Below are 23,402 nucleotides of genomic sequence, written 5' to 3'. Positions count from 1 at the left end.
AGCCGCGACTCCCACGCCCGCGCTGTGCGTATCGGGCGGGCGAGCGCCGAAGGGGCGCTCGCCCATCGCTGTAGCCCGGATTTCGCTTCAGCGTAGTCCGGGACTGTCGTGTCCGCATGGATACTGTTGCTTTCTGGGGCCCGACTCTGCGCAGCAATGCTACGCATTGCAGCGCCTCCGGGACACGAGAGTGGAGCATGCCGCCTCTTCACACTCCGTCATGACGAGCACAGCGAAGCAGTCCAGAAATGCATCCGCGGAAAGATCTTGGATGGCTTCGCTGCGCTCGCAATGACGGAGTTGATGCAATTGCGCGCCTCTTTGTGAGTTGTGCATGCGACCCAGACCGCTACGATGAATTTTGTTCCCGGAGCGGACACGGCAGCAGCAAGCGGAGGCGATATGAGCAAGCAGGACCACAAAGTCAAAGGATCGGACCTGTTTGTCGCGGCGCTGGAGAACGAAGGCGTCGATCGTATCTTCGGTGTTCCCGGCGAAGAGAATCTTGATCTCGTCGAATCGTTGCGCACCTCAAAAATTCAGTTGATCCTGACCCGCCACGAGCAGGCCGCTGCCTTCATGGCAGCGACTCATGGCCGGCTGACCGGTAAGCCCGGCGTCTGCCTGTCGACGCTCGGCCCCGGCGCGCTCAATCTGTCGACGGGGGCCGCCTATGCACATCTCGGCGCTATGCCGATGATCCTCATTACCGGCCAGAAGCCGATCATGAGCAGCCGGCAGGCGCGCTTCCAGATCGTGGACGTGGTCGCGACCATGAAGCCGCTGACGAAATTGTCCCGGCAGATCATCAACGCCTCCTCGATTCCGACCGTGGTGCGCGACGCTTTTCGCGTGGCGATGGAGGAGCGGCCGGGTCCCGTGCATCTCGAGTTGCCAGAAGACGTCGCGGGCGACGAGGTGCCGGCCGTTCCCGTGATCCCAATCCACCCGATCGAGATTCCGGTTGCGCATCGCGCCGCGCTCGACCGCGCCGCCGAGATGATTTTGGCCGCAGCGCGTCCGCTCGTGATGATGGGCGCCGCGACCAGCCGGCCGCGCTCGACCCACGGCATCGCGAGCTTCGTGCGGCGGACCGGCATTCCGTTCTTCACCACGCAGATGGGCAAAGGCACCGTTCCCGGCGGCACCAATCTCTACATGGGCACCGCGGCTCTGTCCGAGCGTGATTATGTCCACGATGCCATCGACGCCGCCGATCTGATCGTGGCGATCGGCCATGACCCGATCGAGAAGCCGCCCTTCATCATGGGGCCATCGGGGCCAAAGGTGATTCACGTCAGCTACACCTCGGCGAGCGTCGAGCTGGTCTATTTTCCTGACGCCGAGGTGGTCGGCGATGTCGGCCCGAGCCTGGAGCTTCTGGCCGACCGGCTCGAAGGCAAGCTGCCGCAGGCGGCTGCGCTGCTGCCGCTGCGCGAGGAGATCCTCAACCACATCGCCGACCGCGCCACCGAGGCGCGCTGGCCGCCGACCCCGCAGCGTATCGTGCACGACATCCGCCAGGTCATCCCCGAGAACGGCATCGTCGCGCTCGACAACGGCATGTACAAGATCTGGTTCGCGCGCAACTACCGTACCCGCGTCGCCAACACGCTGCTGCTCGACAACGCGCTGGCGACGATGGGCGCCGGCCTGCCGTCGGCGATGATGGCCGCGATGCTCTATCCCGATCGCCGCGTGCTCGCAGTTGCCGGCGACGGCGGCTTCATGATGAACAGCCAGGAGATGGAAACCGCCGTCCGCCTCAAGCTCAATCTCGTCGTGCTGGTGCTGGAGGACAACGCCTACGGCATGATCCGCTGGAAGCAGGCCGTGGACCATTTCGCCGATTACGGCATGACATTCGGCAATCCCGATTTTGTGCTCTACGCCGAGGCCTATGGCGCCAAGGGCCACCGCATCGCAAGCATCGACAGCTTCGGCCCGACGTTGGACGCGGCCTTCAAGGAGGGCGGCGTGCACCTGGTCGTGATTCCGATCGACTATTCCGAGAACGTGCGGGTGCTGGTCGACGAACTGCGGGCGCGGCAGAAATAGGAGGAAATTCTCGAAAATTGCTGGGAGGATCATACCAGCCATTCCTTGATATATATCGTGACACGATATATTGCAGGCGCGAACGATCCTCCCAAAAGAGAAATACATGCGCCAGACCCCCGACATGACCGGCGGCCTCCCGCGTCCTCGCGGCAAGCCCGGAGATTTTACCGCCGACCGCCGCGTGCTGGTCCTGATCGGCATGTCGCTGCTGGTCGGTAGCCTTGGCGCCGGGGCCGCCTGGGTGCTGCTGAAGCTGATTGCGCTGGTGACCAATGTGGTCTGGTTCGGTCATTTCAGCACCGAGAATGTCTCGCTGGCGAATGCCCATCCGGGGGTGTGGATGGTGCTGGCGCCGGCGCTGGGCGGTCTCGTGGTCGGGTTGATGGCGCGGTTCGGGTCGGAGAAGATCCGGGGCCACGGCATTCCTGAAGCGATCGAGGCGATCCTGATCGGCGGCAGCCGGATGCAGCCGAAGGTCGCGATCCTGAAGCCGTTGTCCTCGGCGGTGTCGATCGGAAGTGGCGGTCCGTTCGGCGCCGAGGGACCGATCATCATGACGGGAGGCGCGATCGGATCGATCTTCGCCCAGTGCTTCCATCTCACCGCGGCCGAGCGCAAGACGCTGCTGGTCGCGGGCGCGGCCGCCGGCATGACGGCAATCTTCGGTACGCCGATCGCGGCGGTACTGCTCGCGATCGAGCTGCTGCTGTTCGAATGGAAGCCGCGCAGCTTCCTGCCCGTGGTGACGGGGGCTGTGATCTCGGCGGCGTGGCGCCCGCTGCTGTTCGGGACAGGACCGCTGTTTCCGTTTGCGGAGCGGCCGGACCTTCCCTGGTGGGGCCTCGCGGCTGCGATCGGCGTCGGCATCGTCGCCGGCCTGCAATCCGGATTGATGACGCGGCTGCTCTACGCGATCGAAGACCTGTTCGACCATCTGCCGGTGCACTGGATGTGGTGGCCGATGCTTGGCGGCCTGGTCGTCGGCCTTGGCGGGCTGATTGACCCCCGCGCGCTCGGCGTCGGCTACGACGTCATTGGCGATCTCCTGTCCGGCCACATGGTGCGCGACGAGGCGATACGGCTGCTGCTGGTGAAATCAGTGATCTGGGTGGTCGCGCTGAGCTCGGGCACGTCGGGCGGCGTGCTGGCGCCGCTGCTGATCCTCGGCGGCACGGCTGGCTGGCTGGAGGGGCTGATCCTGCCCGGTGGCGCGTCGTTCTGGGCGCTGGTCGGCATGGCCGCGATGATGGGTGGCACGATGCGCTCGCCGCTGACAGGCGTGATGTTCGCCATCGAGCTGACCGGCAATATCGACATGCTGCTGCCGCTGCTCGCGGCGACCGGCGCGGCGCACGCCGTCACCGTGCTGTTGCTCAAGCGCTCGATCCTGACCGAGAAGATCGCGCGCCGCGGCCAGCACATCACCCGCGAATACGCGATCGATCCGTTCGAGCTGCTGCGCGCGGCCGACGTCATGGTCACGAACGTCGACACCCTGCCGGTCGACATGTCCATCGACGCGGCGGTGGCGTTCTTCACGTCTGATCAGCGCCGTCATAAATCCTATCCGGTCATCGCGGCCGATGGGCGGCTGACCGGCATGGTGACCCGCGCCGACGTGCTGCGCTGGCGCACGGAGGGCGATCATCAGGCGGCGACGCTCGATGATGTGGTGTCGGACACCTCGGTCGTGCTGGCGCATCCCGACGACGTGCTGGGACGGGTGGCCGATCTCATGGTCGCCTCCGATCTCGGGCGGTTGCCGGTAGTGGATCGCGCCAGCCATCGCGTGGTTGGCCTCGTCGCGCGCAAGGATTTGCTGCGAATTCGCGCGGTCGTGAACGCGCAGGAGGAGGATCGCAACGCATATTTCCTGCGCGAGAAGGCGCTTGTGCCGGAGGCGCGGATCGCGGAAGGTCTGCCCCTCTGAACTCCAGCACTGACAGGAATGAGCATGACTCGCGTTCGCTGTATCACCGAGATGGGCATGGGCGTCGACGTTCACGGCAAGGACGCCACCAAGGCGGCGAAGCGAGCGGTGTCGGACGCGATCAAGCATTCGAGCCTCGGCTTCTTCCGGATGATCGGCAAGACTGCGAATGCATGTTCGTCGACGTCACCATCGCGGTGCCCAATCCGGAAAGTGTCGACAAGGAGGCGGTTGCGAAGGAGCTTCCTTACGGCACGGTGACCGTCAACGCGGTCAAGGGCGGGCTGGAGATTCCCTCGGCCCCGGAACAGGGCAACGACCCCATCCTCATTGCCAACGCCGCAGTCATCGTCAGCTTCGATAAGGACTAGGTTCGTGTCCGACAGCGATGTGGCGCTGCTGGATCGTCCGATCTGGAGCGCGTTGACGACGAGCCATAAACATCTGGCCGAGGGCGGCCCGCGCGCGCTGCGCTATCCCGTTGACATGACGCCATTCGCCGACATGGCTGACATGTCGGCGGCGAGTTTCGCCGCGCTCGGTGATCTCATGTCGGACACGCAGGTTGTCGCGCTGTTCACGCAGGACGCCGTCGATGTTCCGGCCGGCTTCAAGGTCGTGCTGGCCGAGACTGGCGAACAGATGATCGGCTCACCTGCGGATAGCCCGTTGCGTGACGCCGAGATCGTGAGGCTCGGGGCGGCCGACGTTGCCGCGATGATGGCGTTGACGGCGCTGACCAAGCCGGGCCCGTTCGCGTTGCGCACCCATGAGCTCGGCACGTTCCTCGGCATTCGCGTCGGTGCTGAATTGGTCGCGATGACCGGCGAGCGCATGAAGCCGGGAAAGTTCGTCGAGATGACCGCGGTCTGCGTCCATCCCGACTATCGCGGGCGCGGCTACGCGCAGGCGTTGCTCGCCGCGGTCGCGCGCCAGATCGAGGCGCGCGGCGAGATTCCGTTCCTGCACGTGTTTTCGAACAACACGTCTGCCATCGCACTCTATCAGCGCCAGGGCATGCGCATTCGCCGTCGTCTGCACGTCACGGCATTTATGAAGCAGGGATGACGGCCCGGCGATGTGCGCCGGGCCTTCAATCTTAGGTCGTGTAGTCGACGAGCAGTGCGCTCGATGCGTTGGAGGACGCCGAGTTGCCGCTGGAGCTATAGGAGGTCGACTGGCTGGTTGCGTTCTGAAGCAGCGAGATCAACTCCCTCATCAGCTCGGCTCGTGCGAACGGGCTTCCCCGCGGGCGATTCGTGGCTATATCCATCGCAACCAATTCGGGGAGGAGCCAATTTATGGACGCCAGGACACCAGATTTTTCCGCTGTGCGGACGGCGATGCAGCGCTACGTCGATCAGGAGATCGTCCCCGGCGTGTCCTGGGCGGTGCTGCGCGGACGCGAGGTGGTCGACCAGCAATGCGTCGGCTTTGCCGATCGCGAGGCGAAGACGGCGCTCCGGCCGGACCACATCTTTCGTGCCTTCTCCAACACCAAGATCTTCGTCACCTCTGCGATCATGCTGCTGGTCGAGGAGGGCCGTATCGGGCTCGATGACGTGATTGAAAAATTCCTGCCGCAGCTTGGCAATCGCAAGGTGCTGAAGCAGGGCGCTTCGAGCCTTGCCGATGTCGAGCCGGCGAACAGCCCGATCACGATCCGGCAGCTTCTGACCCATACGTCGGGCCTCAGCTACGGCATCTTCGATCCCGGGACGGTGCTCTTCAAAGGCTACAACGACGCGCGCGTGCTCAATCCGCTGACGCCGCTGACCGACATGATCGACAAGCTCGCAGATCTGCCGCTGTCCTATCATCCCGGCACGAGCTGGGAATATTCGGTGGCGACCGATGTGCTCGGCCGCGTCGTCGAGGTCGTCTCGGGCAAGCCGCTCAACGTCTTCTTCAAGGCGCGCATCCTGGATCCGCTCGGCATGACCGATACCGGCTTCTCCGTGCCGGAAGCGCAGCAGGGCAGGCTGGTCGCGCACTATACCGGCGCCGACGTGCTCGATCCGATGAAGCCCGGCCTCACGCGCGCCGATAATCTGCCCTATCCGCAGGCCTATCGACGGCCGTTCCCGCGGCTGTCGGGCGGCGGTGGGCTCGTCTCGACCTTGCCGGACATGCTCGCTCTGGTGCGGGCGCTGTTGCCCGGTCCGGATGCACTGCTGAAGCCGGAGACGCTGCTTCAGATGATGACCAACCAATTGCCGGCGGGCCAGGTCATCCGCTTCGCCAATCTTGGCCCTATGCCGGGCAAGGGCTTTGGCCTCGGCGGCGCCGTAACCTTCGCGCCGACGCAGTTTGATCCCCCGAATTCCACGGGCGAATTCCAGTGGGGCGGGCTCGCTGGCACCCATTGGTGGATTTGTCCTGAAGCCAATACCGCCGGCGTGCTGATGGCCCAGCGCCATCTGGGCTTCTGGAATCCATTCTTCTTCGAGTTCAAGCGCCTAGCCTACCAGGCGGTGGGAGGCTGACCGCGAAAGAATTGCAGGCGCCCGCGAATCCTTTTGCGCCACCGCGCCCTCTTTACGGTCGAGGCATTCCGCTTCGGCTGATGGAGGTTGTGATGGCGTTTTACAGGAAGAACATTGGCGCCCTGCACCAGGCAGTGCGGGTCGCCGCGGGGACTGCGGTAGCGATCGCGGCATTGATCTATCTCACGGGTGCGGCGGCGTGGCTGGTCGCGCTCGGCGGCGCCGGCTTCGCGCTGACCGGCTTGGTCGGCTATTGCCCAATGTGCGCGATGGCCCGTATTGGACGGGGAGGCGTGTCGTGAGCGCGGCTGCGATCTCGCCAAACCTGTTCGAGGCGGCGCGGCTCGGCGATCCCGAGGCGATCGCCCGTCTGCTCGAGACGGCACAGCCCGATATCCGCCGCTACGCTCGCGCGACCTGCCGCAGCTCGGCGGACGCCGAGGACGCGGCGCAGGAGGCGCTGTGGATCCTGTTCCGGCATGTCGGCACGATCCGCTCGTGGCTCGCATTTTCGGCGTGGTTGTTCAGCGTCGTCCGCCGCGAGTGCCTGCGGCTCGCGCGCAAGGCGGGCCTCGCGCCGTCGATCGATGAGAGCGAGGCGGAGGCCGCGCTGCTGTCGCGGCCCGAGGTCGATTTGCGGCTCGATGTTGCCGCGGCCTTTGAGGCACTGCCACTGCACTACCGCGATGTCGCGCTGATGCGCGACGTCAAGGAAATGACCATCGCCGAAATCGCCGAAGCGCTCGGCGCGACGCGGCAGACCGTGAAGGCGCGCCTGCATCGCGCCCGCGCCCTGATGCGCGAATATCTGACGAGGTGAGCCATGTCTGATTATCAAACCCCCGACGATCTGAAATCGATCCCGGCCTTCGTCGCGCTGGCGCCAGCCGAGGCCAATGCGTTCCTGGCGTTCAACCACGCGGTCGAACGCAAGGACGGACTGATCCCGCCAAAATATCGCGAGCTGATCTCGCTCGCGGTCGCGCTCACCACGCAGTGCGCGTATTGCCTCGACGTGCATACGGCGCAGGCGGCGGAGGTCGGTGCCACACGCGAAGAGGTAGCCGAAGCTGCACTGATTGCAGCGGCCGTGCGCGCCGGCGGCACGCTCAGCCATGCGTTGTTGGCGCAGCGGCTGTTTGAGCGGTATGAAGGCGCGGGATGAGCGAACGTTGGTTGGAGGCGGAACCGTACATGTGAGAATTATCTCGGTCTCGATGGATTTCGCTTCGGCTGGATTGCCGCGTGGATCGATGACCGCGGCGGTCACGGCTTTGACTATTCGCCGGGCCTCACGCGTTTGATCGCGATGCCGCATGCGCGTGCAATGATCGACATGCCGATCGGGTTGAACCCGAGCGGCTATCGAACGTGCGACTTGCGTGCGCGCAAAATGGTGGGCCCCGCCGTGTTTCTGGGGGCCCGCCGCGATCTCTGGACATTTCCCGACATGCGTTCGTCCGGCAGATCTAGACCGGGAAAATTAGGCAATTTATTTGAACCATTCAGGAACTGGCGACGGTCGGTCTGCGTTCCCCGTCCGAACATATGACAGAGAAGCTCGTGCGATGAATGATGCCAGTCAATTCGCGACCGCGATGCTCGCGCTCGTTTTCACCGGAGGATTGCTCGTCACCGGGCAGCTCTTCATCGAACAACGGGCACAGCGCGACGTGGTCTACGCCACCAGTCATCTGCTGCGTCCATTGTGATTCGTCTGAATGACTCGACCTTGCGCCGTTCGATGGCTCGCCTAGATTAAGCGGCATCTCACGAACGAATCCGGGGTCCCGATGTCTGATCTCTCCGCATTTCCCATCACCAAGCGCTGGCCTGCCAAACATTCCGAATTGCTTCAGCTCTATTCGCTGCCGACGCCGAACGGCGTGAAGGTCTCGATCATGCTGGAGGAGATCGGACTGCCTTACGAAGTCCATCTCGTCGACTTCGGCAAGGACGACCAGAAGACGCCGGAATTCCTCTCGCTCAATCCGAACGGCAAAATCCCGGCGATCCTCGACCCCAACGGCCCCGGCGGCAGACCGCTGCCGCTGTTCGAGTCGGGTGCGATCCTGCAATACCTCGCGGAGAAGACCGGCAAGCTGCTGCCGCAGGACGCTGCGCGCCGCTACCAGACTCTTGCGTGGGTGCATTTCCAGATGGGCGGAATCGGGCCGATGTTCGGCCAGGTCGGCTTCTTCCACAAATTCGCCGGCAAGGATTTTGAAGACAAGCGGCCGCTTGAGCGTTACGTGGGCGAGTCCAAGCGCCTGCTCGGCGTGATGGACACGCATCTCGCGAGTCGGCAATGGTTCATGGATAACGACTACACCATCGCCGACATTTCCATGCTCGGCTGGGTGCGCAACCTCATCGGCTTCTACGGCGCCGGTGATCTCGTCACGTTCAGCCAGTTCAAGTCGGTCGGTGCCTGGCTCGAACGCGGGCTGGCGCGGCCTGCTGTGGAGCGCGGATTGAATATTCCGAAGCGGCCGTGAAATTAGCTTAGTCAGTTATTTTTATGATCAAGGCGGATTTTGGCCAAGTCCGGACGGCTTGGCCTAAAAAACAGAGGGATAGGGCGATGGGAGGCCGGCGAAGGCAATGCCTGCCGCTAGAACAGCCGTCCGCCGTTCGGCACCGGCTTGCTCGGCTGCATCAGTACGACCTTGCCGTCGGCATCCGGGAAGCCGAGCGTCAGCACCTCGGAGACGACCGGTCCGATCTGGCGCGGCGGGAAATTGACGACGGCGGCGACCTGCTGTCCCACCAGCGCCTCGAGCGGATGGTTCTCGGTGATCTGCGCCGAGCTCTTGCGCACGCCGATGGCCGGGCCGAAGTCGATCCACAGCCGCCAGGCCGGCTTGCGTGCCTCAGGGAACGGCTTGGCATCGACGATGGTGCCGACGCGGATATCGACTGCGAGGAACGTATTGAAGTCGATGGTCGGCGAGGCGACCGCGGCGGGATCGTGGGTGACGTGCATGGCGTGTCCGCTCGGGAGAGGTCGAAAACGTCGTTCGCAATATTGTCGCGCGAACCGGAGTTTCGTACAACGCCAAAGCCATGACCACAGCACGTCACGACGCATGCGCGAGGACCGTCTTGCCCAACATCATCTATGGCATCAAGAACTGCGACACCATGAAGAAGGCGCGTGCCTGGCTCGATGCCCATGGCGTCGCCTACGAGTTCCACGATTACAAGACTGCCAGCGTGGAGAAGGACAAGCTCAAACAATGGAGCGACAAGCTCGGCTGGGAGACACTGCTCAATCGCGCCGGCACCACCTTCAAGAAGTTGCCGGATGCCGACAAGGAAGGCCTGACCGAGAAGAAGGCGCTGGCGCTGATGCTAGCGCAACCATCGATGATCAAGCGGCCCGTGCTCGAGATCGGCGGCAAGCTCCTGGTCGGCTTCAAGCCGGATGTCTACGACAAGGAAGTCGGTGCCAAATCGCGCAAGAGCTAGTTCAACTCGATGATCTCGGCGGTGACGTTCGGACCGCCCGGCCGATCGGCGAATTCGACGACGTCAGCGGCGGCGATGCGGCCGGGCGCGCGGTGAAACAGATCGCGGTCGATCACGGTGCGAAGTTTCGGCCGCGGCAGCGCGTCATTTCCGCGCAGCAGATTCTTGATCTCAAAGCCGCCGTCCTCGCAGAAAGTCTTGAGCGAAGCGATGACGTGGCTGACCTTGTCATCGGTCAGGAACGGCAGCAGCAGCCTTTCATAGGCGACGACGCGGCCGTAGATGTCGTCGACGTCGGCAACGCTGTAGACCGGAAGTCCGCGCGCGGCGCATTCGTGATAGACCGGCATCACAAAGGGCGCGAGCCGTGGCCCGACATAATCCTCCAGCAGGATTCCCTTGCCGGTATGGCCGTAGGCGCGCGAGATCCGCGTGCCCTCACTCTGAATGGTCAGGCGCGGCGTCGGCGTTGAATTGTCCACCGTGTAATAGATGAGATCGGACAGCTCTTCCTCGAGTCGTGCGGGCTGATACTCCCAGATCGCCGGCGCGGTCTGATGGCGCGCATAAAGTCGCAGCCACGTGTTGAGCAGGTCACGCTGCTTGATCGACTTGACGGCGGAAGGAGGGGCGCTGGCGAAATCCAAAACAATATTCCCGGCGAATGAAACCCGTGCATGATCGCCGCGGCGGGAAAATTTTCTATGAAGGCTGGCGCGCGGGACCAAAGACCGTTAACGACGACTTGATGACCGGTGTCTTGCGAACCGGGAGGCCGGCAGGCGCGACATCACAAAACCTTCAACTAAGGGAGCATGAGACTCCCGGCCGGAGGCCTGACCTGCTCAGCTTTCCGCCTTGCCTAACCCCCGTCACCTCCGGCATATTCCGCGCCCGGAGGCGGCGTTCCGGGAAGGCTCCAAGGCCTCCGGAAAGCCGAAGTAACAAGGACAGCCACGTGCATTGCGCGGGCAGGGGGAAATCTGTTTGGCCGATGAGTTCATTCTCGAAACGGAAGGCTTGACCAAGGAGTTCGCGGGCTTCTTCGCCGTCCGCGACGTTGCGCTCAAGGTTCGCCGCGGGAGTATCCACGCGTTGATCGGCCCGAACGGGGCCGGCAAGACGACGTGCTTCAATCTTCTGACCAAGTTCCTCAAGCCGTCTGCCGGAAAGATCCTGTACAAGGGACAGGACATCACCGCGATGGCGCCGGCCGATGTGGCCCGCTTAGGGCTGGTGCGTTCGTTCCAGATATCGGCGGTATTCCCTCATATGACCGCGCTGGAGAATGTCCGTGTCGCGCTCCAGCGCCAGCACGGCAGCTCCTTTGATTTCTGGCGTTCCAAGTCGGTGCTGAATCAGTTCAACGACCGCGCGCGTGAATTATTGAACGATGTGGGTCTCAGCGAGTTCGCCAATACGCCGGCGGTCGAGATGCCTTATGGGCGCAAGCGCGCGCTCGAGATTGCGACCACGCTCGCGCTCGATCCGGAGATGATGCTGCTGGACGAGCCAATGGCCGGCATGGGCCACGAGGATATCGACAAGATCGCAGCGTTGATCAAACGGATCTCGGCGAAGTACACAATCCTGATGGTCGAGCATAATCTCAGCGTCGTGGCCAATCTCTCCGACATCATCACCGTGCTGACGCGCGGGCAGGTGCTCGCGCAGGGCCACTACAGCGAACTCACAAAGGACGAGCGCGTCAAGGAAGCCTATCTGGGAGCCGGTCATGCCTGAGACTGCAATTGCCGAGGCTCCTGCGAAGGCTGCGACCAGCGGCAATATCCTTCAGGTGCGCAACCTCGAATCCTGGTACGGCGAGTCCCACATCCTGCACGGGATCAATTTCGATGTGAATGCCGGCGAGGTCGTCACGCTGCTCGGACGCAATGGCGCCGGCAAGACGACCACGCTGAAGTCGATCATGGGCATCATCGGCAAGCGCGCCGGCTCGATCAAATTCAACAACCAGGAGATCATCCGCGCGACCTCTGACAAGATCGCACGCATGGGTATCGCGTTCTGCCCGGAGGAGCGGGGAATTTTCTCCAGTCTCGACGTGCGGGAAAATTTATTGCTGCCGCCGGTGGTGCGGCCAGGCGGGCTGCCGCTCGAGCAGATCTTCGACCTGTTTCCGAACCTGAAGGAGCGGCTCAACAGCCAAGGCACCAAGCTGTCCGGCGGCGAGCAGCAGATGCTGGCGATCGCGCGCATCCTGCGTACCGGCGCCAGCTTCCTGATGCTGGACGAGCCGACCGAAGGTCTTGCGCCTGTCATCATTCAGCAGATCGGTCACACTATTGCGCGGCTGAAGAAGGAAGGGTTCACGATCCTTCTAGTCGAGCAGAACTTCCGGTTCGCATCCACCGTCGCCGACCGCTATTACGTCGTCGAGCACGGCAAGATCATTGACGGATTTTCCAATGCGGAGCTTGCCGCCAACATGGACAAGCTCCACACCTATCTCGGCGTCTAGTGCGGCCAAGGGTCGGACGGTCACGAGAAGAGTCACGAGGGAAGTAGCATGAAAAAGTCGATTGCATCGTTGTTGCTCGGCACGGCGTTGGCCGTTACCACCGCCGGCGCAGCCTTCGCGCAGGACAAGACGGTCAAGATCGGCGCACTATCCGATCAGTCCGGTCTCTATGCCGACCTCGGTGGGCCCGGCTCGACGCTCGCTGCGCAGATGGCGGTGCAAGATTCCGGCCTCGCCGCGAAGGGCTGGAAGATCGACGTCATCTCGGGCGATCACCAGAACAAGCCGGATATAGGCACCGCGATCGCGCGCCAGTGGTTCGACGTCGACAAGGTCGACGTCATCGTCGACGTGCCGAATTCCGGGGTGGCGCTCGCCGTCAACAACGTCGTCAAGGAAAAGAACGGCGTCTACATCAATTCGGGCGCAGCGACCTCGGACCTCACCAACGCGCAGTGCTCGCCCAACACCGTGCACTGGACCTACGACACCTACATGCTGGCCCACACCACGGGTCAGGCTCTGGTGAAGGCCGGCGGTGACACCTGGTTCTTCCTGACCGCCGACTACGCTTTCGGTGCGGCGCTCGAGCGCGACACCACGGCCGTCATCACTGCAAACGGCGGCAAGGTCGTCGGCGGCGTCAAGCATCCGCTGAACACGCCGGACTTCTCGTCCTTCCTGCTCCAGGCGCAGGCCTCCAAGGCCAAGATCATCGGCCTTGCCAATGCCGGCGGCGATACCACCAATACGATCAAGCAGGCGGCCGAGTTTGGCATCGTCAAGGGCGGCCAGAAGCTCGCTGCGCTGCTTTTGTTCCTCACCGACGTCAAGGCGATCGGTCTGGAAACCGCGCAGGGCCTGAACTTCACTGAGACCTTCTACTGGGACATGAACGACCAGACCCGGGCGTTCTCCAAACGGTTCTCGGAAAAGATGAAGAACGGCGCGATGCCGACCATGGTGCAGGCGGGCGTCTATGCGGGCGTGCGCCACTATCTCAAGGCGCTGGATGCGCTCGGCGGCAATCCTCATGACGGCGTCAAGGTCGTCGAGAAGATGAAGTCTATGCCGACGGAAGATGATCTGTTCGGCAAGGGTGAGATCCAGCCCAACGGCCGCACTATCCACAACGCCTATCTGTTCGAGGTGAAGAAGCCCTCCGAGTCCAAGGGACCGTGGGACTTCTACAAGCTCGTCGGCACGGTGCCGGGCGACCAGGCGTTCACGCCGCTCTCCGAGAGCAAGTGCCCGCTGCTGAAGAAGTAAGACCAACAGCCCGCCGGCTGCCAGCCGGCGGGCACCTCTAGGGAACGCCGAAGGGACTGGGTGCTGGATCGATGCAGGCTCTCTACGCACAGCTACTGGTGGGACTGATCAACGGCTCGTTCTACGCGCTGCTCAGTCTAGGGCTCGCCGTCATCTTCGGCATGCTCAACATCATCAATTTCGCCCATGGCGCGCTCTACATGATGGGCGCATTCGTCGCCTACTTCCTGTTGAACATCGGCGGCATCAGTTACTGGTGGGCCCTGTTGCTGGCGCCGATCATCGTCGGCATCTTCGGCATGATCCTGGAACGGACCATGCTGAAATTCCTGACCGGGCTCGACCATCTCTACGGCCTGCTGCTCACATTCGGCATCGCGCTGATCGTGCAGGGCGTGTTCCAGAACTATTTTGGCTCCTCCGGCATGCCGTACGCCATTCCGGATCAGCTCAGGGGCGGCATAAATCTCGGCTTCATGTTCTTACCGGTCTACCGCGCCTGGGTGGTCATCTTCTCGCTGGTGGTGTGCATCGCGACCTGGTTCCTGATCGAGAAGACGCGCCTTGGCGCTTACCTGCGCGCCGCCACCGAAAACCCGACGCTGGTGCGTGCCTTCGGCATTAACGTACCGCGCATGATCACGCTCACTTACGGATTGGGCGTTGGCCTGGCCGCGCTCGCCGGCGTGCTCTCTGCGCCGATCAACCAGGTACGGCCGCTGATGGGCGCGGACCTCATCATCGTCGTGTTCGCGGTGGTGGTGATCGGCGGCATGGGATCGATCATGGGCTCCATCATCACCGGTTTCGCGCTGGGCGTGATCGAGGGCATGACCAAATATTTCTACCCCGAGGCCTCCAACACCGTCGTGTTCGTGCTGATGGTGCTGGTGCTCTTGGTGAAGCCAACGGGATTGACGGGAAGGGCAGCCTGATATGACAGCCTTGACGGACGACACGCTGCCGGTGACCCCGCGCGCGATGCGTGACGAGATGATCGTCTTCGTGGTGATGGCGCTGCTGCTCGCCTCAGTGCCATTCAGTGGCATCTATCCGTTCTTCGTGATGCAGGCGCTCTGCTTCGCGCTGCTCGCTTGCGCTTTCAATCTTCTGATCGGCTATGGCGGCCTGCTGTCGTTCGGCCACGCGATGTTCATGGGCACCGCCGGCTATTGCAGCGCGCACGCGCTGAAGGTGTGGGCGCTGCCGCCGGAGCTCGGCATCCTCGTCGGTGTTGCCGGAGCCTTTGTCCTCTCGATCATCACCGGCTACATCTCGATCCGCCGTCAGGGCATCTATTTCTCGATGATCACACTGGCGCTGTCGCAGCTCCTGTACTTCATCTACCTCCAGGCGCCGTTCACGCATGGCGAGGACGGCATCCAGGGCATCCCGCAGGGACACATGTTCGGTGTCCTAGACCTGTCCAAGCCGACCGTGCTCTATTACGTCGTGATGGTTGGCTTCCTCGCGGGCTTCCTGCTGATCTATCGCATCATCAACTCGCCGTTTGGCGAGGTTCTGAAGTCGATCCGCGAAAATGAGCCGCGCGCGATCTCGCTGGGCTACCGGACCGACCAGTACAAGTTCCTGGCATTCGTCCTCTCGGGCACGCTGGCGGGGTTCGCCGGATCGCTGAAAGTGTTCGTGGCGCAGAATGCCTCGCTCACCGACGTGCATTGGTCGATGTCCGGCGAAGTCGTGCTGATGACGCTGGTCGGCGGTCTCGGCACCATTTTCGGTCCCGTGGTGGGCGCCTTCGCGATCATCGCCATGCAGCAATATCTGGCGGGCTTCGGCCAATGGGTGACGGTGATCCAGGGCTCGATCTTCGTGATTTGCGTGCTCACCTTCCGCCGTGGCGTGGTCGGTGAATTCGCTCATTATTTCAAGCGATCACTCTAAGCCGTTGATCTAGCTATATATTAATTGATAGCTGAAAGCGGTGGATGATGCGGCACCGCGGGCGTGAGATGACACGCGCGCGGAATGAAAATGGTCTATGACAGTTTCGTGACGGCCCGTTCGGGCCGGGCCATTCCAGCCGGTAGACTATCCCCATGATGCGTTGGTTTCGCGCTTTCCTCCCGAAGGAAGAACGGTTCTTCGACCTGTTCGACCGCCATGCCCAGACCGTGATCCAGGGCGCGATCGCGCTTCAAGGTGTACTCAAGGGCGGCGAAGAGACGCCGGTCTATTGCCAGCGCGTCAACCAGTTCGAGAACGACGCCGACAACATCACCCGTGAGGTGCTGACGGCGGTGCGACGCACCTTCATCACGCCGTTCGATCGGGGGGACATCAAGAATCTCATTACCTCGATGGACGATGCCATCGACCAGATGCAGCAGACGGCCAAAGCGGTGATGCTGTTCGAGGTCCGCACCTTTGAGCCGCCAATGCGCGAGATCGGTGCGCTCCTGATCGAATGCGCCAATCTGGTCGGCCGTGCACTGCCGTTGATGCAGTCGATCGGGCCCAACGTCGCGATGCTGACCGCGATCACCGAAGAGCTGACCAAGCTCGAAGGCCGCGTCGACGATCTCCATGACATCGGGCTGAAGGAGCTGTTCCTCAAGCACCGTGACGGCAGTGCGATGAATTTCATCGTCGGTGCCGAGATCTACGATCACCTCGAAAAGGTGGCCGACCGTTTCGACGATGTCGCAAACGAGATCAACAGCATCGTCATCGAGCAAGTTTAGGGCGGGAGCCGCGCCGTGGATGCTGCGTTGGGTTTTCCCGTTCTGGTCGGATTGATTGCCGTCGCGCTGCTGTTCGACTTCCTGAACGGCCTGCATGATGCCGCCAATTCGATCGCGACCATCGTTTCGACTCGCGTGCTACGACCGCAATTTGCGGTGATCTGGGCCGCATTCTTCAATTTCGTCGCCTTCATGGTGTTCGGCCTGCACGTCGCCCAGACCATCGGCACCGGCATCATCAATCCCGCAATCGTCGATGCCCAGGTCATCTTCGCGGCGCTTGTCGGCGCCATCGTCTGGAACCTCGTGACCTGGGCGCTGGGCATTCCATCCTCGTCCTCGCATGCGCTGATCGGCGGCCTCGTCGGCGGCGGGATGGCCAAGGCTGGAATCCATGCTGCGGTTTGGAGCGGATTGACCAAAGCCGTGCTCGCGATCGTGTTGTCGCCGCTGGTCGGCTTCCTGCTCGCGATGATGCTGGTCGCGATTGTGTCCTGGGCCTCGGTGCGCTCGACCCCCTTTGCCGTGGATCGCGCCTTCCGCATCCTGCAATTCGCCTCCGCTTCACTTTATTCGCTCGGTCATGGCGGCAATGACGCCCAAAAGACGATGGGCATCATCGCCGTGCTGCTCTATTCGCAGGGCCATCTCGGCGGCGAATTCTCGGTGCCGTTTTGGGTGGTCCTGTCGTGCCAGGCGGCGATGGCGATGGGGACGCTGATGGGTGGCTGGCGCATCGTCCGCACCATGGGCCTGCGCATCACCAAGCTGACGCCGATGCAGGGATTTTGCGCCGAGACCGGCGGCGCTGCGACCCTGTTCATGGCGACCTTCCTCGGGGTTCCCGTCTCGACCACCCACACCATTACCGGCGCAATCGTCGGCGTCGGTGCGGCCCGCCGGGTCTCGGCGGTGCGCTGGAACGTGGCGAGCTCGATCGTCTATGCCTGGGTGATCACGATCCCCGCCTCGGCCATCGTCGCGGCGCTCTCCTGGTGGGCGGTCCAGATCTTCAAGTAACGAGCTTCAGCCCGACAATGCCGGCCACGATCAGCCCGATGCTGGCGAGGCGGAGCGCGGTGGCGGGCTCGCCGAACAGGTAGATGCCCAGCGTCGCTGTGCCGACCGCGCCGATGCCGGTCCAGACGGCATAAGCGGTTCCGACGGGCAGTGTTTTGAGCGCGAGCCCGAGCAGGATGACGCTGCCGGCCATGGCCGCGAGCGTGATGACGGATGGAACAAGCCTGGTAAAACCTTCGGTATACTTCAGCCCTATCGCCCAAATGATCTCGAGAAGACCGGCGACGAACAGAATGCTCCAGGCCATGACGACCCTCCGTTCAAGGCAGGGTCGTCCCCGCGAGTAATGACTGACGAAAAGGAGGGCCGTCCCTCCCAAAAGAGCGATATGGGACTGGCCGGAACGCTCCGCAATCACCAAATCAGGCTTGATCAGGCCCATTTTCCCTGCCAAACGCTCCCGCCATGTCCGACATCGCGACCACCGCCGAATCGCCGGCCCGTTCTCCGCTTGCCGCAGAAGTGTCGCGGCGGCGCACATTTGCGATCATCTCGCACCCGGACGCCGGCAAGACTACGCTGACCGAAAAGCTCCTGCTGTTTGGCGGCGCCATCAATCTGGCCGGTCAGGTCAAGGCCAAGGGCGAGCGGCGCAACACCCGTTCGGACTGGATGAAGATCGAGCGCGAGCGCGGCATCTCGGTCGTGACCTCGGTCATGACCTTCGAGTTCGAAGGCCTCGTGTTCAACCTGCTGGACACGCCGGGCCACGAGGACTTTTCGGAAGACACCTACCGTACGCTTACGGCGGTCGATTCCGCCGTCATGGTGATCGACGCAGCCAAGGGCATCGAGGCGCGGACGCGAAAGCTGTTCGAGGTGTGTCGTCTTCGCGATATCCCGATCATCACCTTCATCAACAAAATGGATCGCGAGAGCCGCGACGTTTTCGAGCTGCTCGACGAGATCGAGAAGACGCTGGCGCTCGACACCACGCCGATGACCTGGCCGGTCGGCCGCGGCCGCGACTTCCTCGGCACGTACGACGTCGTCAATGGCGGCGTACGCCTGCTCGAAGGCGGCGGCGGCAAGACGGGCGCTGCGCAACAGATCGAGATCGCGGAGCTCGCCAAGCTCAATGCCAATCTCGACGTCTCCGCAGTCAAGGATGAGCTCGAGCTCGTCACTGAGGCCTCAAAACCGTTCGAGCTCGAAGCGTTCCGCGAGGGCCATCTGACGCCGGTCTATTTCGGCAGCGCGCTACGCAATTTCGGCGTCGGCGATCTGCTGGAAGGCCTTGGCAAGTTCGCACCCGAGCCACGTGCGCAAGACAGCGACCAGCGCAAGATCGAAGCGACCGATCCGCGCATGAGCGCCTTCGTGTTCAAGATCCAGGCCAACATGGATCCGAACCACCGCGACCGCATTGCGTTTGCCCGCCTTTGCTCCGGCAAGCTCAGCCGCGGCATGAAGGCGAAGCTGGTGCGCACCGGCAAGAGCATGCCGCTGTCGAGCCCGCAGTTCTTCTTTGCTCAGGACCGTTCGGTGGCGGATGAGGCCTTTGCCGGCGATGTCGTTGGCATTCCCAATCACGGCACACTGCGCATTGGCGACACGCTGACAGAGGGTGAGGATTTCAACTTTGTCGGCGTGCCGAGCTTCGCGCCTGAAATCGTCCGCCGCGTCCGTCTCACCGACGCGATGAAGGCGAAGAAGCTGAAGGAAGCGCTTCAGCAGATGTCGGAAGAGGGCGTCGTGCAGGTGTTCCGTCCGCGCGACGGCGCACCGGCGCTGGTCGGCGTGGTCGGCGCGCTGCAGCTCGACGTGCTCAAGGCACGGCTCGATGCCGAATATTCGCTGCCGGTCGAGTTCGAGGTGAGCGAGTTCCAGCTCGCGCGCTGGGTCTCCTCGGAGGATGGCAAGAAGCTCGACACCTTTATCGCGGCCAATACGTCGAGTATCGCCGACGATGTCGACGGCGATCCCGTGTACCTGGCCAGGAACGAGTTCTATCTCGGCTATACCAAAGAGCGCGCCGAGGGCATCGAGTTTACCAACGTCAAGGACGTCAAGAAGAAAGGGTAGGGCGTGCCTCGGCCGCTTGAACGCGAGCATGTGAACGCCCGCGGCCTTGACGCTGTCGCTGACGGTGCCACGTTCCACTCACGTGACATCGCGAGCTCAAGGCATGTGGCGCGGCATTCTCGTTCTGATCCTGCTGGCGATCTCGACGCTCGCAGCCGTTGCGCAGCGCCGCCAGATTAATCCGATCCCATTTGCGCACGAGCCGTGCAGCGTGCTCGACAGCAGGCCCTGCACGCCGTCTTATTGCAGCCCACTCGATCACGGGCCCTGCATTCCCGAGATCGACTATCCCTACGGAGAGAACCTCCAGCTCACGATCGAAAGCGTCCCGTCAGACGCCGACCGCGCCAAATACCAGAAGCCGGACCACGATCTCGATACGATCGGCGATCTCTTCGCCGAGTTGCGCACCTGCTGGTCGCCGCCATCAGACAGTGCGCGGACGGGGATGCAGATGTCGGTGCGCTTCAGTTTCAACAAGGCGGGCGGCCTGATCGGTCCGCCGCGCCTCACATACGCGACCGCGGGCGTCCCGGCCGATACTAGGACGATCTATCTCGACGCGATCAAATCATCGCTGAACGCCTGCCTGCCGCTGAAATTCACCAGCGGTCTCGGCGGTGCCCTGGCCGGGCGCCCGATCGCGATCCGCTACGTCGATAATCGCGAAACTGGCAAGTAGCGCATCAGTTGCGACCGGCGGCCAATCGATGATACGCCATGGGCGGGCGCTGGTTGAGGGGAGAATGTCGTGGGTCTGCTGGTCATGATCCTGGGGCTGGTGCTGTTTTTCGCCGCCCATGTTTTTACAACGAAACGTGACGCGCGCGCGCAGGCGGTCGCGCGGCTGGGCGAGGGGACCTACAAGATCCTCTATTCGGTTGTCTCGCTCGCGGGGCTGGGGCTGATCGTCTGGGGCTTTAGCCATTATCGTGCGACCGGCTGGATCGATGTCTGGTACCCGCCGAAGGCGATGAAGCACATCACGGTCGCGCTGATGCTGCCTGCCGTGATCCTGGTGGTCGCGTCATATTTGCGCGGTCGCATTTATGCGACCCTGAAGCATCCGATGCTCGCTGGCATCAAGCTGTGGGCGGCTGCGCATCTGCTCGCCAATGGGGATCTCGGCTCCATCATCCTGTTCGGCTCGTTCCTCGGTTGGGGAGTGTATGACCGCATTTCGCTGAAGCATCGCAAGGACGCCGGCGGACCGCCGATTCCCGTGGGCGGCGTCACCAACGATCTGATCGCTGTTGCTGTCGGCATCGTTGCCTATCTGGCGCTGGCGTTTGCATTCCATCCTGTCGTGATCGGCGTTCCCGTCATGGGCGGCTAGTGCAAAATCCGGAAAAATGTGCGGCGGTTTTCCGATAGATCATGCACAAAAAAGACAGCCAATCAGCGCAAGACAGCAGCCGCGTGCCCATGCGCGGAAGGTGACAAAAGCAGCAAGCCGAGGGCTCTCCGATGGACTGGTCGCAATCTCAGATTCCGCCGATGCGGTTCGAGGCGCGTTTTGGCGATCGGGTTGTACCGGCCTTCACCGATCGGCCTGAGAGTCTCTGGGCGATGATCGCTGATGCCTCCGCGATAAACGGCGAGGGCGAAGCGCTCGTCTGCGGCAATGTCCGGCTCAGCTGGCGGCAGACAGTGGAGCAGGCCGCGCGGATTGCATCGGGCTTTCGCAAGCTCGGCCTGCAGCGCGGTGATCGTGTTGCGCTCCTGCTCGGCAACCGCATCGAGTTTCCGTTGCTGCTGTTCGCCGCCGCGCATGAGGGGCTGGTCACGGTGCTGCTCAGCACGCGCCAGCAGAAACCGGAGATCGCCTATGTCCTGACTGATTGCGGCGCCAAGATCCTGATCCACGAAGCAGGTCTCGCCGAGCGGCTGCCCGATGCGCAGGATGTGCCCGATGTGATCCATCGCGTCGCCATCGACAGCGATCCGGCTCTGTCGCACTTCGCGGTACTCGCCGAAAACGCCCCGGCTCTGGCACCGGTCGACGTGAGTGAAGAGGACACAGCGATGATCCTCTACACCTCAGGCACGACAGGGAAGCCGAAGGGCGCGATGCTGGCTCATTGCAACATCGTGCATTCCTCCATGGTGTTCGTGTCCTGCCTGCAATTGACGGCAGTCGATCGCTCGATTGCGGCCGTCCCGCTCGGGCATGTCACGGGCGTCGTCGCCAATATCACGACGATGATCCGCTGCGGCGGCGCGTTGATCATCATGCCGGAATTCAAGGCGGCCGAATATCTCAAGCTCGCCGCGCGCGAGCGCGTCACCTACACGGTGATGGTACCGGCGATGTACAATCTCTGTCTGCTGCAGCCCGATTTCGAGGGCTATGATCTCTCGAGCTGGCGCATCGGCGGATTCGGCGGAGCGCCGATGCCGGTCGCCACCATCGAGAAGCTCAAGGCGACAATTCCAGGCCTGAATCTTGCGAACTGCTATGGCTCGACCGAGACGACGTCGCCGTCGACCATCATGCCGGGCGAGCTGACGGCGAGCCATATCGACAGCGTCGGCTTGGCGTGTCCGGGTGCGCGGATCATCGCGATGGGGATGGATGGGCGCGCGCTGCCGCCCGGCGAGATCGGTGAGCTCTGGATCCAGAGCGCCTCCGTGATCAAGGGCTACTGGAACAACTCGAAGGCAACGGCCGAGAGCTTTACTGGCGGATTCTGGCACTCGGGTGATCTCGGCTCGGTCGACGCCGAAGGGTTCGTCCGCGTGTTCGACCGGCAGAAGGACATGATCAACCGCGGCGGCCTCAAGATCTATTCGGCCGAGGTCGAATCCGTGCTGGCCGGTCATCCCGCCGTGGTCGAGAGCGCGATCATCGCAAAGCCATGCCCGGTGCTGGGCGAGCGCGTCCATGCGGTCGTGGTCACGCGCATCCAGGTCGGCAGCGACGACCTGCGGGCCTGGTGTGCCGAGCGGCTGTCCGATTACAAGGTGCCAGAGACCATGACGATCACGGCCGAGCCCCTCCCGCGCAACGCCAATGGCAAGGTGGTGAAGCGGCAGCTGCGAGAGCTGCTGGTCGGAATCTAAACAGGGCCGGCGGGCCCCCGGGATATCCCCGGTTGTCGCGTTAACGCCTTGATCGGGCTTGCTTTGCCTTGCCTCCGCCATATCGATAGGGTATCGCCGCCGCGACGTGGGGACGGGTTTTAGACGCGCTCAATCTGGCGCGCGCTCCCGGCCGGGCATGGGATTAGCATAAGTGTCTGAATTATTTGACGAAGTCGACGAAGAAGTACGTCGCGAGCAGCTCAAAAAGCTGTGGGACAAATATTCGCTCTACTTCATCGCCCTGATGGTGCTGGTCGTGGCGGCCGTGGGCGGCTGGCGCGGCTACCAGTATCTGGAGTCCAAGAAGGCCGCCGAGGCCGGCGCGACCTTCGAGAAGGCCGTTGAGCTGTCGGAGCAGGGTAAGCACGCGGAGGCCGAGACCGCCTTTGCTGATCTCGCTGCCAAGGCCCCATCTGGTTACCGCACCCTGGCGCGGCTCCGCGCCGCGGCCGAGGCATCGACCCGCGATCCAAAGGCAGCGGCCAAGATGTACGACGACATCGCCGCTGACAGCGGCGTAGGCAGCGAGTGGCGGGATTTTTCCAAGATTCGCGCCGCCGGCCTGCTGGTGGACAGCGCGAGCTACGCCGACATCCAGCAACGGCTGGAAACCTCTGCCGAGCCCAAATCGACCTTCCGCCACAGCGCCCGAGAGCTACTGGCGCTGTCGGCCTGGCGCAACAACGACATGACCGCGGCCCGCAAATGGCTCGACGCGATCGCCGAGGATGGCGAAACGCCGCCGGGCCTGCGCTCGCGCGCCGAGGCGCTCCAGGCCCTGCTGCCGCCCGTCGCCAAGAGTTAAGGCT

25 protein-coding genes and 2 pseudogenes are annotated in these 23,402 nt (G+C 63.0%); 24 read left to right on the top strand and 3 right to left on the bottom strand.

All coding sequences use genetic code 11. From position 1 onward, the window contains the following. Positions 1–402 precede the first annotated feature (402 nt). The 11 genes and pseudogenes from ABIA96_RS09905 to ABIA96_RS09855 all read left to right on the top strand — a co-directional run bounded on the left by ABIA96_RS09905 (position 403) and on the right by ABIA96_RS09855 (position 8,975). On the top strand, positions 403–2,058 hold the full coding sequence (locus tag ABIA96_RS09905) for an acetolactate synthase large subunit (protein WP_354136850.1): 1,656 nt from the start codon (positions 403–405) through the stop codon (positions 2,056–2,058). Positions 2,059–2,164: 106 nt separating this feature from the next. Then, the gene (locus ABIA96_RS09900) at positions 2,165–3,991 is read left to right on the top strand and encodes a chloride channel protein (protein ID WP_354136849.1); all 1,827 of its coding nucleotides are present in this window, start codon (positions 2,165–2,167) and stop codon (positions 3,989–3,991) included. 24 nt (positions 3,992–4,015) lie between these two features. After that, positions 4,016–4,362, top strand: a pseudogene (locus ABIA96_RS09895) (Lin0512 family protein). Positions 4,363–4,366: 4 nt separating this feature from the next. Beyond that, positions 4,367–5,059 (top strand): GNAT family N-acetyltransferase, encoded by a 693-nt coding sequence (locus ABIA96_RS09890; protein ID WP_354136848.1) that lies wholly within the window; start codon positions 4,367–4,369, stop codon positions 5,057–5,059. A 233-nt stretch (positions 5,060–5,292) separates the two neighbouring features. After that, entirely contained in the window at positions 5,293–6,477 is a 1,185-nt protein-coding gene (locus tag ABIA96_RS09885) for a serine hydrolase domain-containing protein (RefSeq protein ID WP_354136847.1), read from the top strand. A gap of 92 nt (positions 6,478–6,569) precedes the next feature. Continuing rightward, complete coding sequence (locus tag ABIA96_RS09880) at positions 6,570–6,779, top strand: YgaP family membrane protein (protein ID WP_354136846.1); 210 nt, start codon at positions 6,570–6,572, stop codon at positions 6,777–6,779. Continuing rightward, the gene (locus ABIA96_RS09875; protein WP_354136845.1) at positions 6,776–7,297 is read left to right on the top strand and encodes an RNA polymerase sigma factor; all 522 of its coding nucleotides are present in this window, start codon (positions 6,776–6,778) and stop codon (positions 7,295–7,297) included. The genes ABIA96_RS09880 and ABIA96_RS09875 overlap by 4 nt, the downstream gene beginning before the upstream one ends. 3 nt (positions 7,298–7,300) lie before the next feature. After that, entirely contained in the window at positions 7,301–7,642 is a 342-nt protein-coding gene (locus ABIA96_RS09870) for a carboxymuconolactone decarboxylase family protein (RefSeq protein ID WP_354136844.1), read from the top strand. Between the two features lie 36 nt (positions 7,643–7,678). Then, positions 7,679–7,945: pseudogene (locus ABIA96_RS09865) on the top strand (DUF429 domain-containing protein); the annotation flags it as partial. A 100-nt stretch (positions 7,946–8,045) separates the two neighbouring features. Next, a complete protein-coding gene (locus tag ABIA96_RS09860) occupies positions 8,046–8,189 on the top strand; it encodes a hypothetical protein (RefSeq protein WP_354136843.1) in 144 nt (47 codons plus the stop codon). 81 nt (positions 8,190–8,270) lie between these two features. Next, positions 8,271–8,975 (top strand): glutathione S-transferase family protein, encoded by a 705-nt coding sequence (locus ABIA96_RS09855; RefSeq protein WP_354136842.1) that lies wholly within the window; start codon positions 8,271–8,273, stop codon positions 8,973–8,975. A gap of 116 nt (positions 8,976–9,091) precedes the next feature. Here the strand turns inward: ABIA96_RS09855 and ABIA96_RS09850 are convergent, their stop codons facing one another. Then, positions 9,092–9,463 (bottom strand): tRNA-binding protein, encoded by a 372-nt coding sequence (locus tag ABIA96_RS09850; protein ID WP_354136841.1) that lies wholly within the window; start codon positions 9,461–9,463, stop codon positions 9,092–9,094. A 119-nt stretch (positions 9,464–9,582) separates the two neighbouring features. Here ABIA96_RS09850 and ABIA96_RS09845 point away from each other — a divergent pair, with 119 nt between their 5' ends. Further along, positions 9,583–9,948 carry an ArsC family reductase gene (locus ABIA96_RS09845; protein ID WP_354136840.1) on the top strand — a complete coding sequence of 122 codons (366 nt, stop codon included), beginning with the start codon at positions 9,583–9,585 and terminating at the stop codon, positions 9,946–9,948. Here the strand turns inward: ABIA96_RS09845 and ABIA96_RS09840 are convergent. Beyond that, a complete protein-coding gene (locus ABIA96_RS09840) occupies positions 9,945–10,595 on the bottom strand; it encodes a PAS domain-containing protein (RefSeq protein WP_354136839.1) in 651 nt (216 codons plus the stop codon). The genes ABIA96_RS09845 and ABIA96_RS09840 overlap by 4 nt on opposite strands. A 340-nt stretch (positions 10,596–10,935) precedes the next feature. On the opposite strand from ABIA96_RS09840, the gene ABIA96_RS09835 reads away from it, so the two are divergent. From ABIA96_RS09835 to ABIA96_RS09805, 7 genes are all read left to right on the top strand, one after another. Continuing rightward, positions 10,936–11,691, top strand: coding sequence for an ABC transporter ATP-binding protein (locus ABIA96_RS09835; RefSeq protein ID WP_354136838.1), 756 nt, complete (start codon positions 10,936–10,938; stop codon positions 11,689–11,691). Further along, positions 11,684–12,430 (top strand): ABC transporter ATP-binding protein, encoded by a 747-nt coding sequence (locus ABIA96_RS09830; RefSeq protein ID WP_354136837.1) that lies wholly within the window; start codon positions 11,684–11,686, stop codon positions 12,428–12,430. Before ABIA96_RS09835 ends, ABIA96_RS09830 begins: the two co-directional genes overlap by 8 nt. A gap of 48 nt (positions 12,431–12,478) precedes the next feature. After that, positions 12,479–13,699 carry an ABC transporter substrate-binding protein gene (locus ABIA96_RS09825; protein WP_354136836.1) on the top strand — a complete coding sequence of 407 codons (1,221 nt, stop codon included), beginning with the start codon at positions 12,479–12,481 and terminating at the stop codon, positions 13,697–13,699. A 71-nt stretch (positions 13,700–13,770) separates the two neighbouring features. Then, on the top strand, positions 13,771–14,634 hold the full coding sequence (locus ABIA96_RS09820) for a branched-chain amino acid ABC transporter permease (RefSeq protein WP_354136835.1): 864 nt from the start codon (positions 13,771–13,773) through the stop codon (positions 14,632–14,634). A 1-nt stretch (position 14,635) separates the two neighbouring features. Beyond that, positions 14,636–15,604 (top strand): branched-chain amino acid ABC transporter permease, encoded by a 969-nt coding sequence (locus ABIA96_RS09815; RefSeq protein ID WP_354136834.1) that lies wholly within the window; start codon positions 14,636–14,638, stop codon positions 15,602–15,604. Positions 15,605–15,759: 155 nt separating this feature from the next. Beyond that, positions 15,760–16,404 (top strand): DUF47 domain-containing protein, encoded by a 645-nt coding sequence (locus tag ABIA96_RS09810; RefSeq protein WP_354136833.1) that lies wholly within the window; start codon positions 15,760–15,762, stop codon positions 16,402–16,404. Positions 16,405–16,419: 15 nt separating this feature from the next. After that, entirely contained in the window at positions 16,420–17,424 is a 1,005-nt protein-coding gene (locus ABIA96_RS09805; RefSeq protein ID WP_354136832.1) for an inorganic phosphate transporter, read from the top strand. Here the strand turns inward: ABIA96_RS09805 and sugE are convergent. Further along, positions 17,417–17,731 carry a quaternary ammonium compound efflux SMR transporter SugE gene (sugE, locus tag ABIA96_RS09800; protein ID WP_354136831.1) on the bottom strand — a complete coding sequence of 105 codons (315 nt, stop codon included), beginning with the start codon at positions 17,729–17,731 and terminating at the stop codon, positions 17,417–17,419. The two genes, ABIA96_RS09805 and sugE, sit on opposite strands and share 8 nt — an antisense overlap. A gap of 158 nt (positions 17,732–17,889) precedes the next feature. Here sugE and ABIA96_RS09795 point away from each other — a divergent pair, with 158 nt between their 5' ends. The 5 genes from ABIA96_RS09795 (at position 17,890) to ABIA96_RS09775 (ending at position 23,398) form a co-directional block, all read left to right on the top strand. Beyond that, a complete protein-coding gene (locus ABIA96_RS09795) occupies positions 17,890–19,509 on the top strand; it encodes a peptide chain release factor 3 (protein ID WP_354136830.1) in 1,620 nt (539 codons plus the stop codon). A gap of 103 nt (positions 19,510–19,612) precedes the next feature. Beyond that, entirely contained in the window at positions 19,613–20,191 is a 579-nt protein-coding gene (locus tag ABIA96_RS09790; RefSeq protein ID WP_354136829.1) for a UCP034077 family protein, read from the top strand. 69 nt (positions 20,192–20,260) lie between these two features. Next, positions 20,261–20,845 carry an NnrU family protein gene (locus ABIA96_RS09785; protein ID WP_354136828.1) on the top strand — a complete coding sequence of 195 codons (585 nt, stop codon included), beginning with the start codon at positions 20,261–20,263 and terminating at the stop codon, positions 20,843–20,845. Positions 20,846–20,976: 131 nt separating this feature from the next. After that, the gene (locus ABIA96_RS09780) at positions 20,977–22,572 is read left to right on the top strand and encodes a class I adenylate-forming enzyme family protein (protein WP_354136827.1); all 1,596 of its coding nucleotides are present in this window, start codon (positions 20,977–20,979) and stop codon (positions 22,570–22,572) included. 172 nt (positions 22,573–22,744) lie between these two features. Beyond that, positions 22,745–23,398: a tetratricopeptide repeat protein gene (locus tag ABIA96_RS09775; protein WP_354136826.1), complete on the top strand. Its 654-nt coding sequence runs from the start codon at positions 22,745–22,747 to the stop codon at positions 23,396–23,398. Positions 23,399–23,402: the final 4 nt, after the last annotated feature.

The sequence above is a fragment of the Bradyrhizobium sp. LB11.1 genome, from assembly GCF_040549385.1.
Taxonomy (GTDB): domain Bacteria; phylum Pseudomonadota; class Alphaproteobacteria; order Rhizobiales; family Xanthobacteraceae; genus Bradyrhizobium.
The sequence above is the reverse complement of the archived record's forward strand: the minus strand, read 5'-3'. Positions and strand labels throughout refer to the sequence as shown.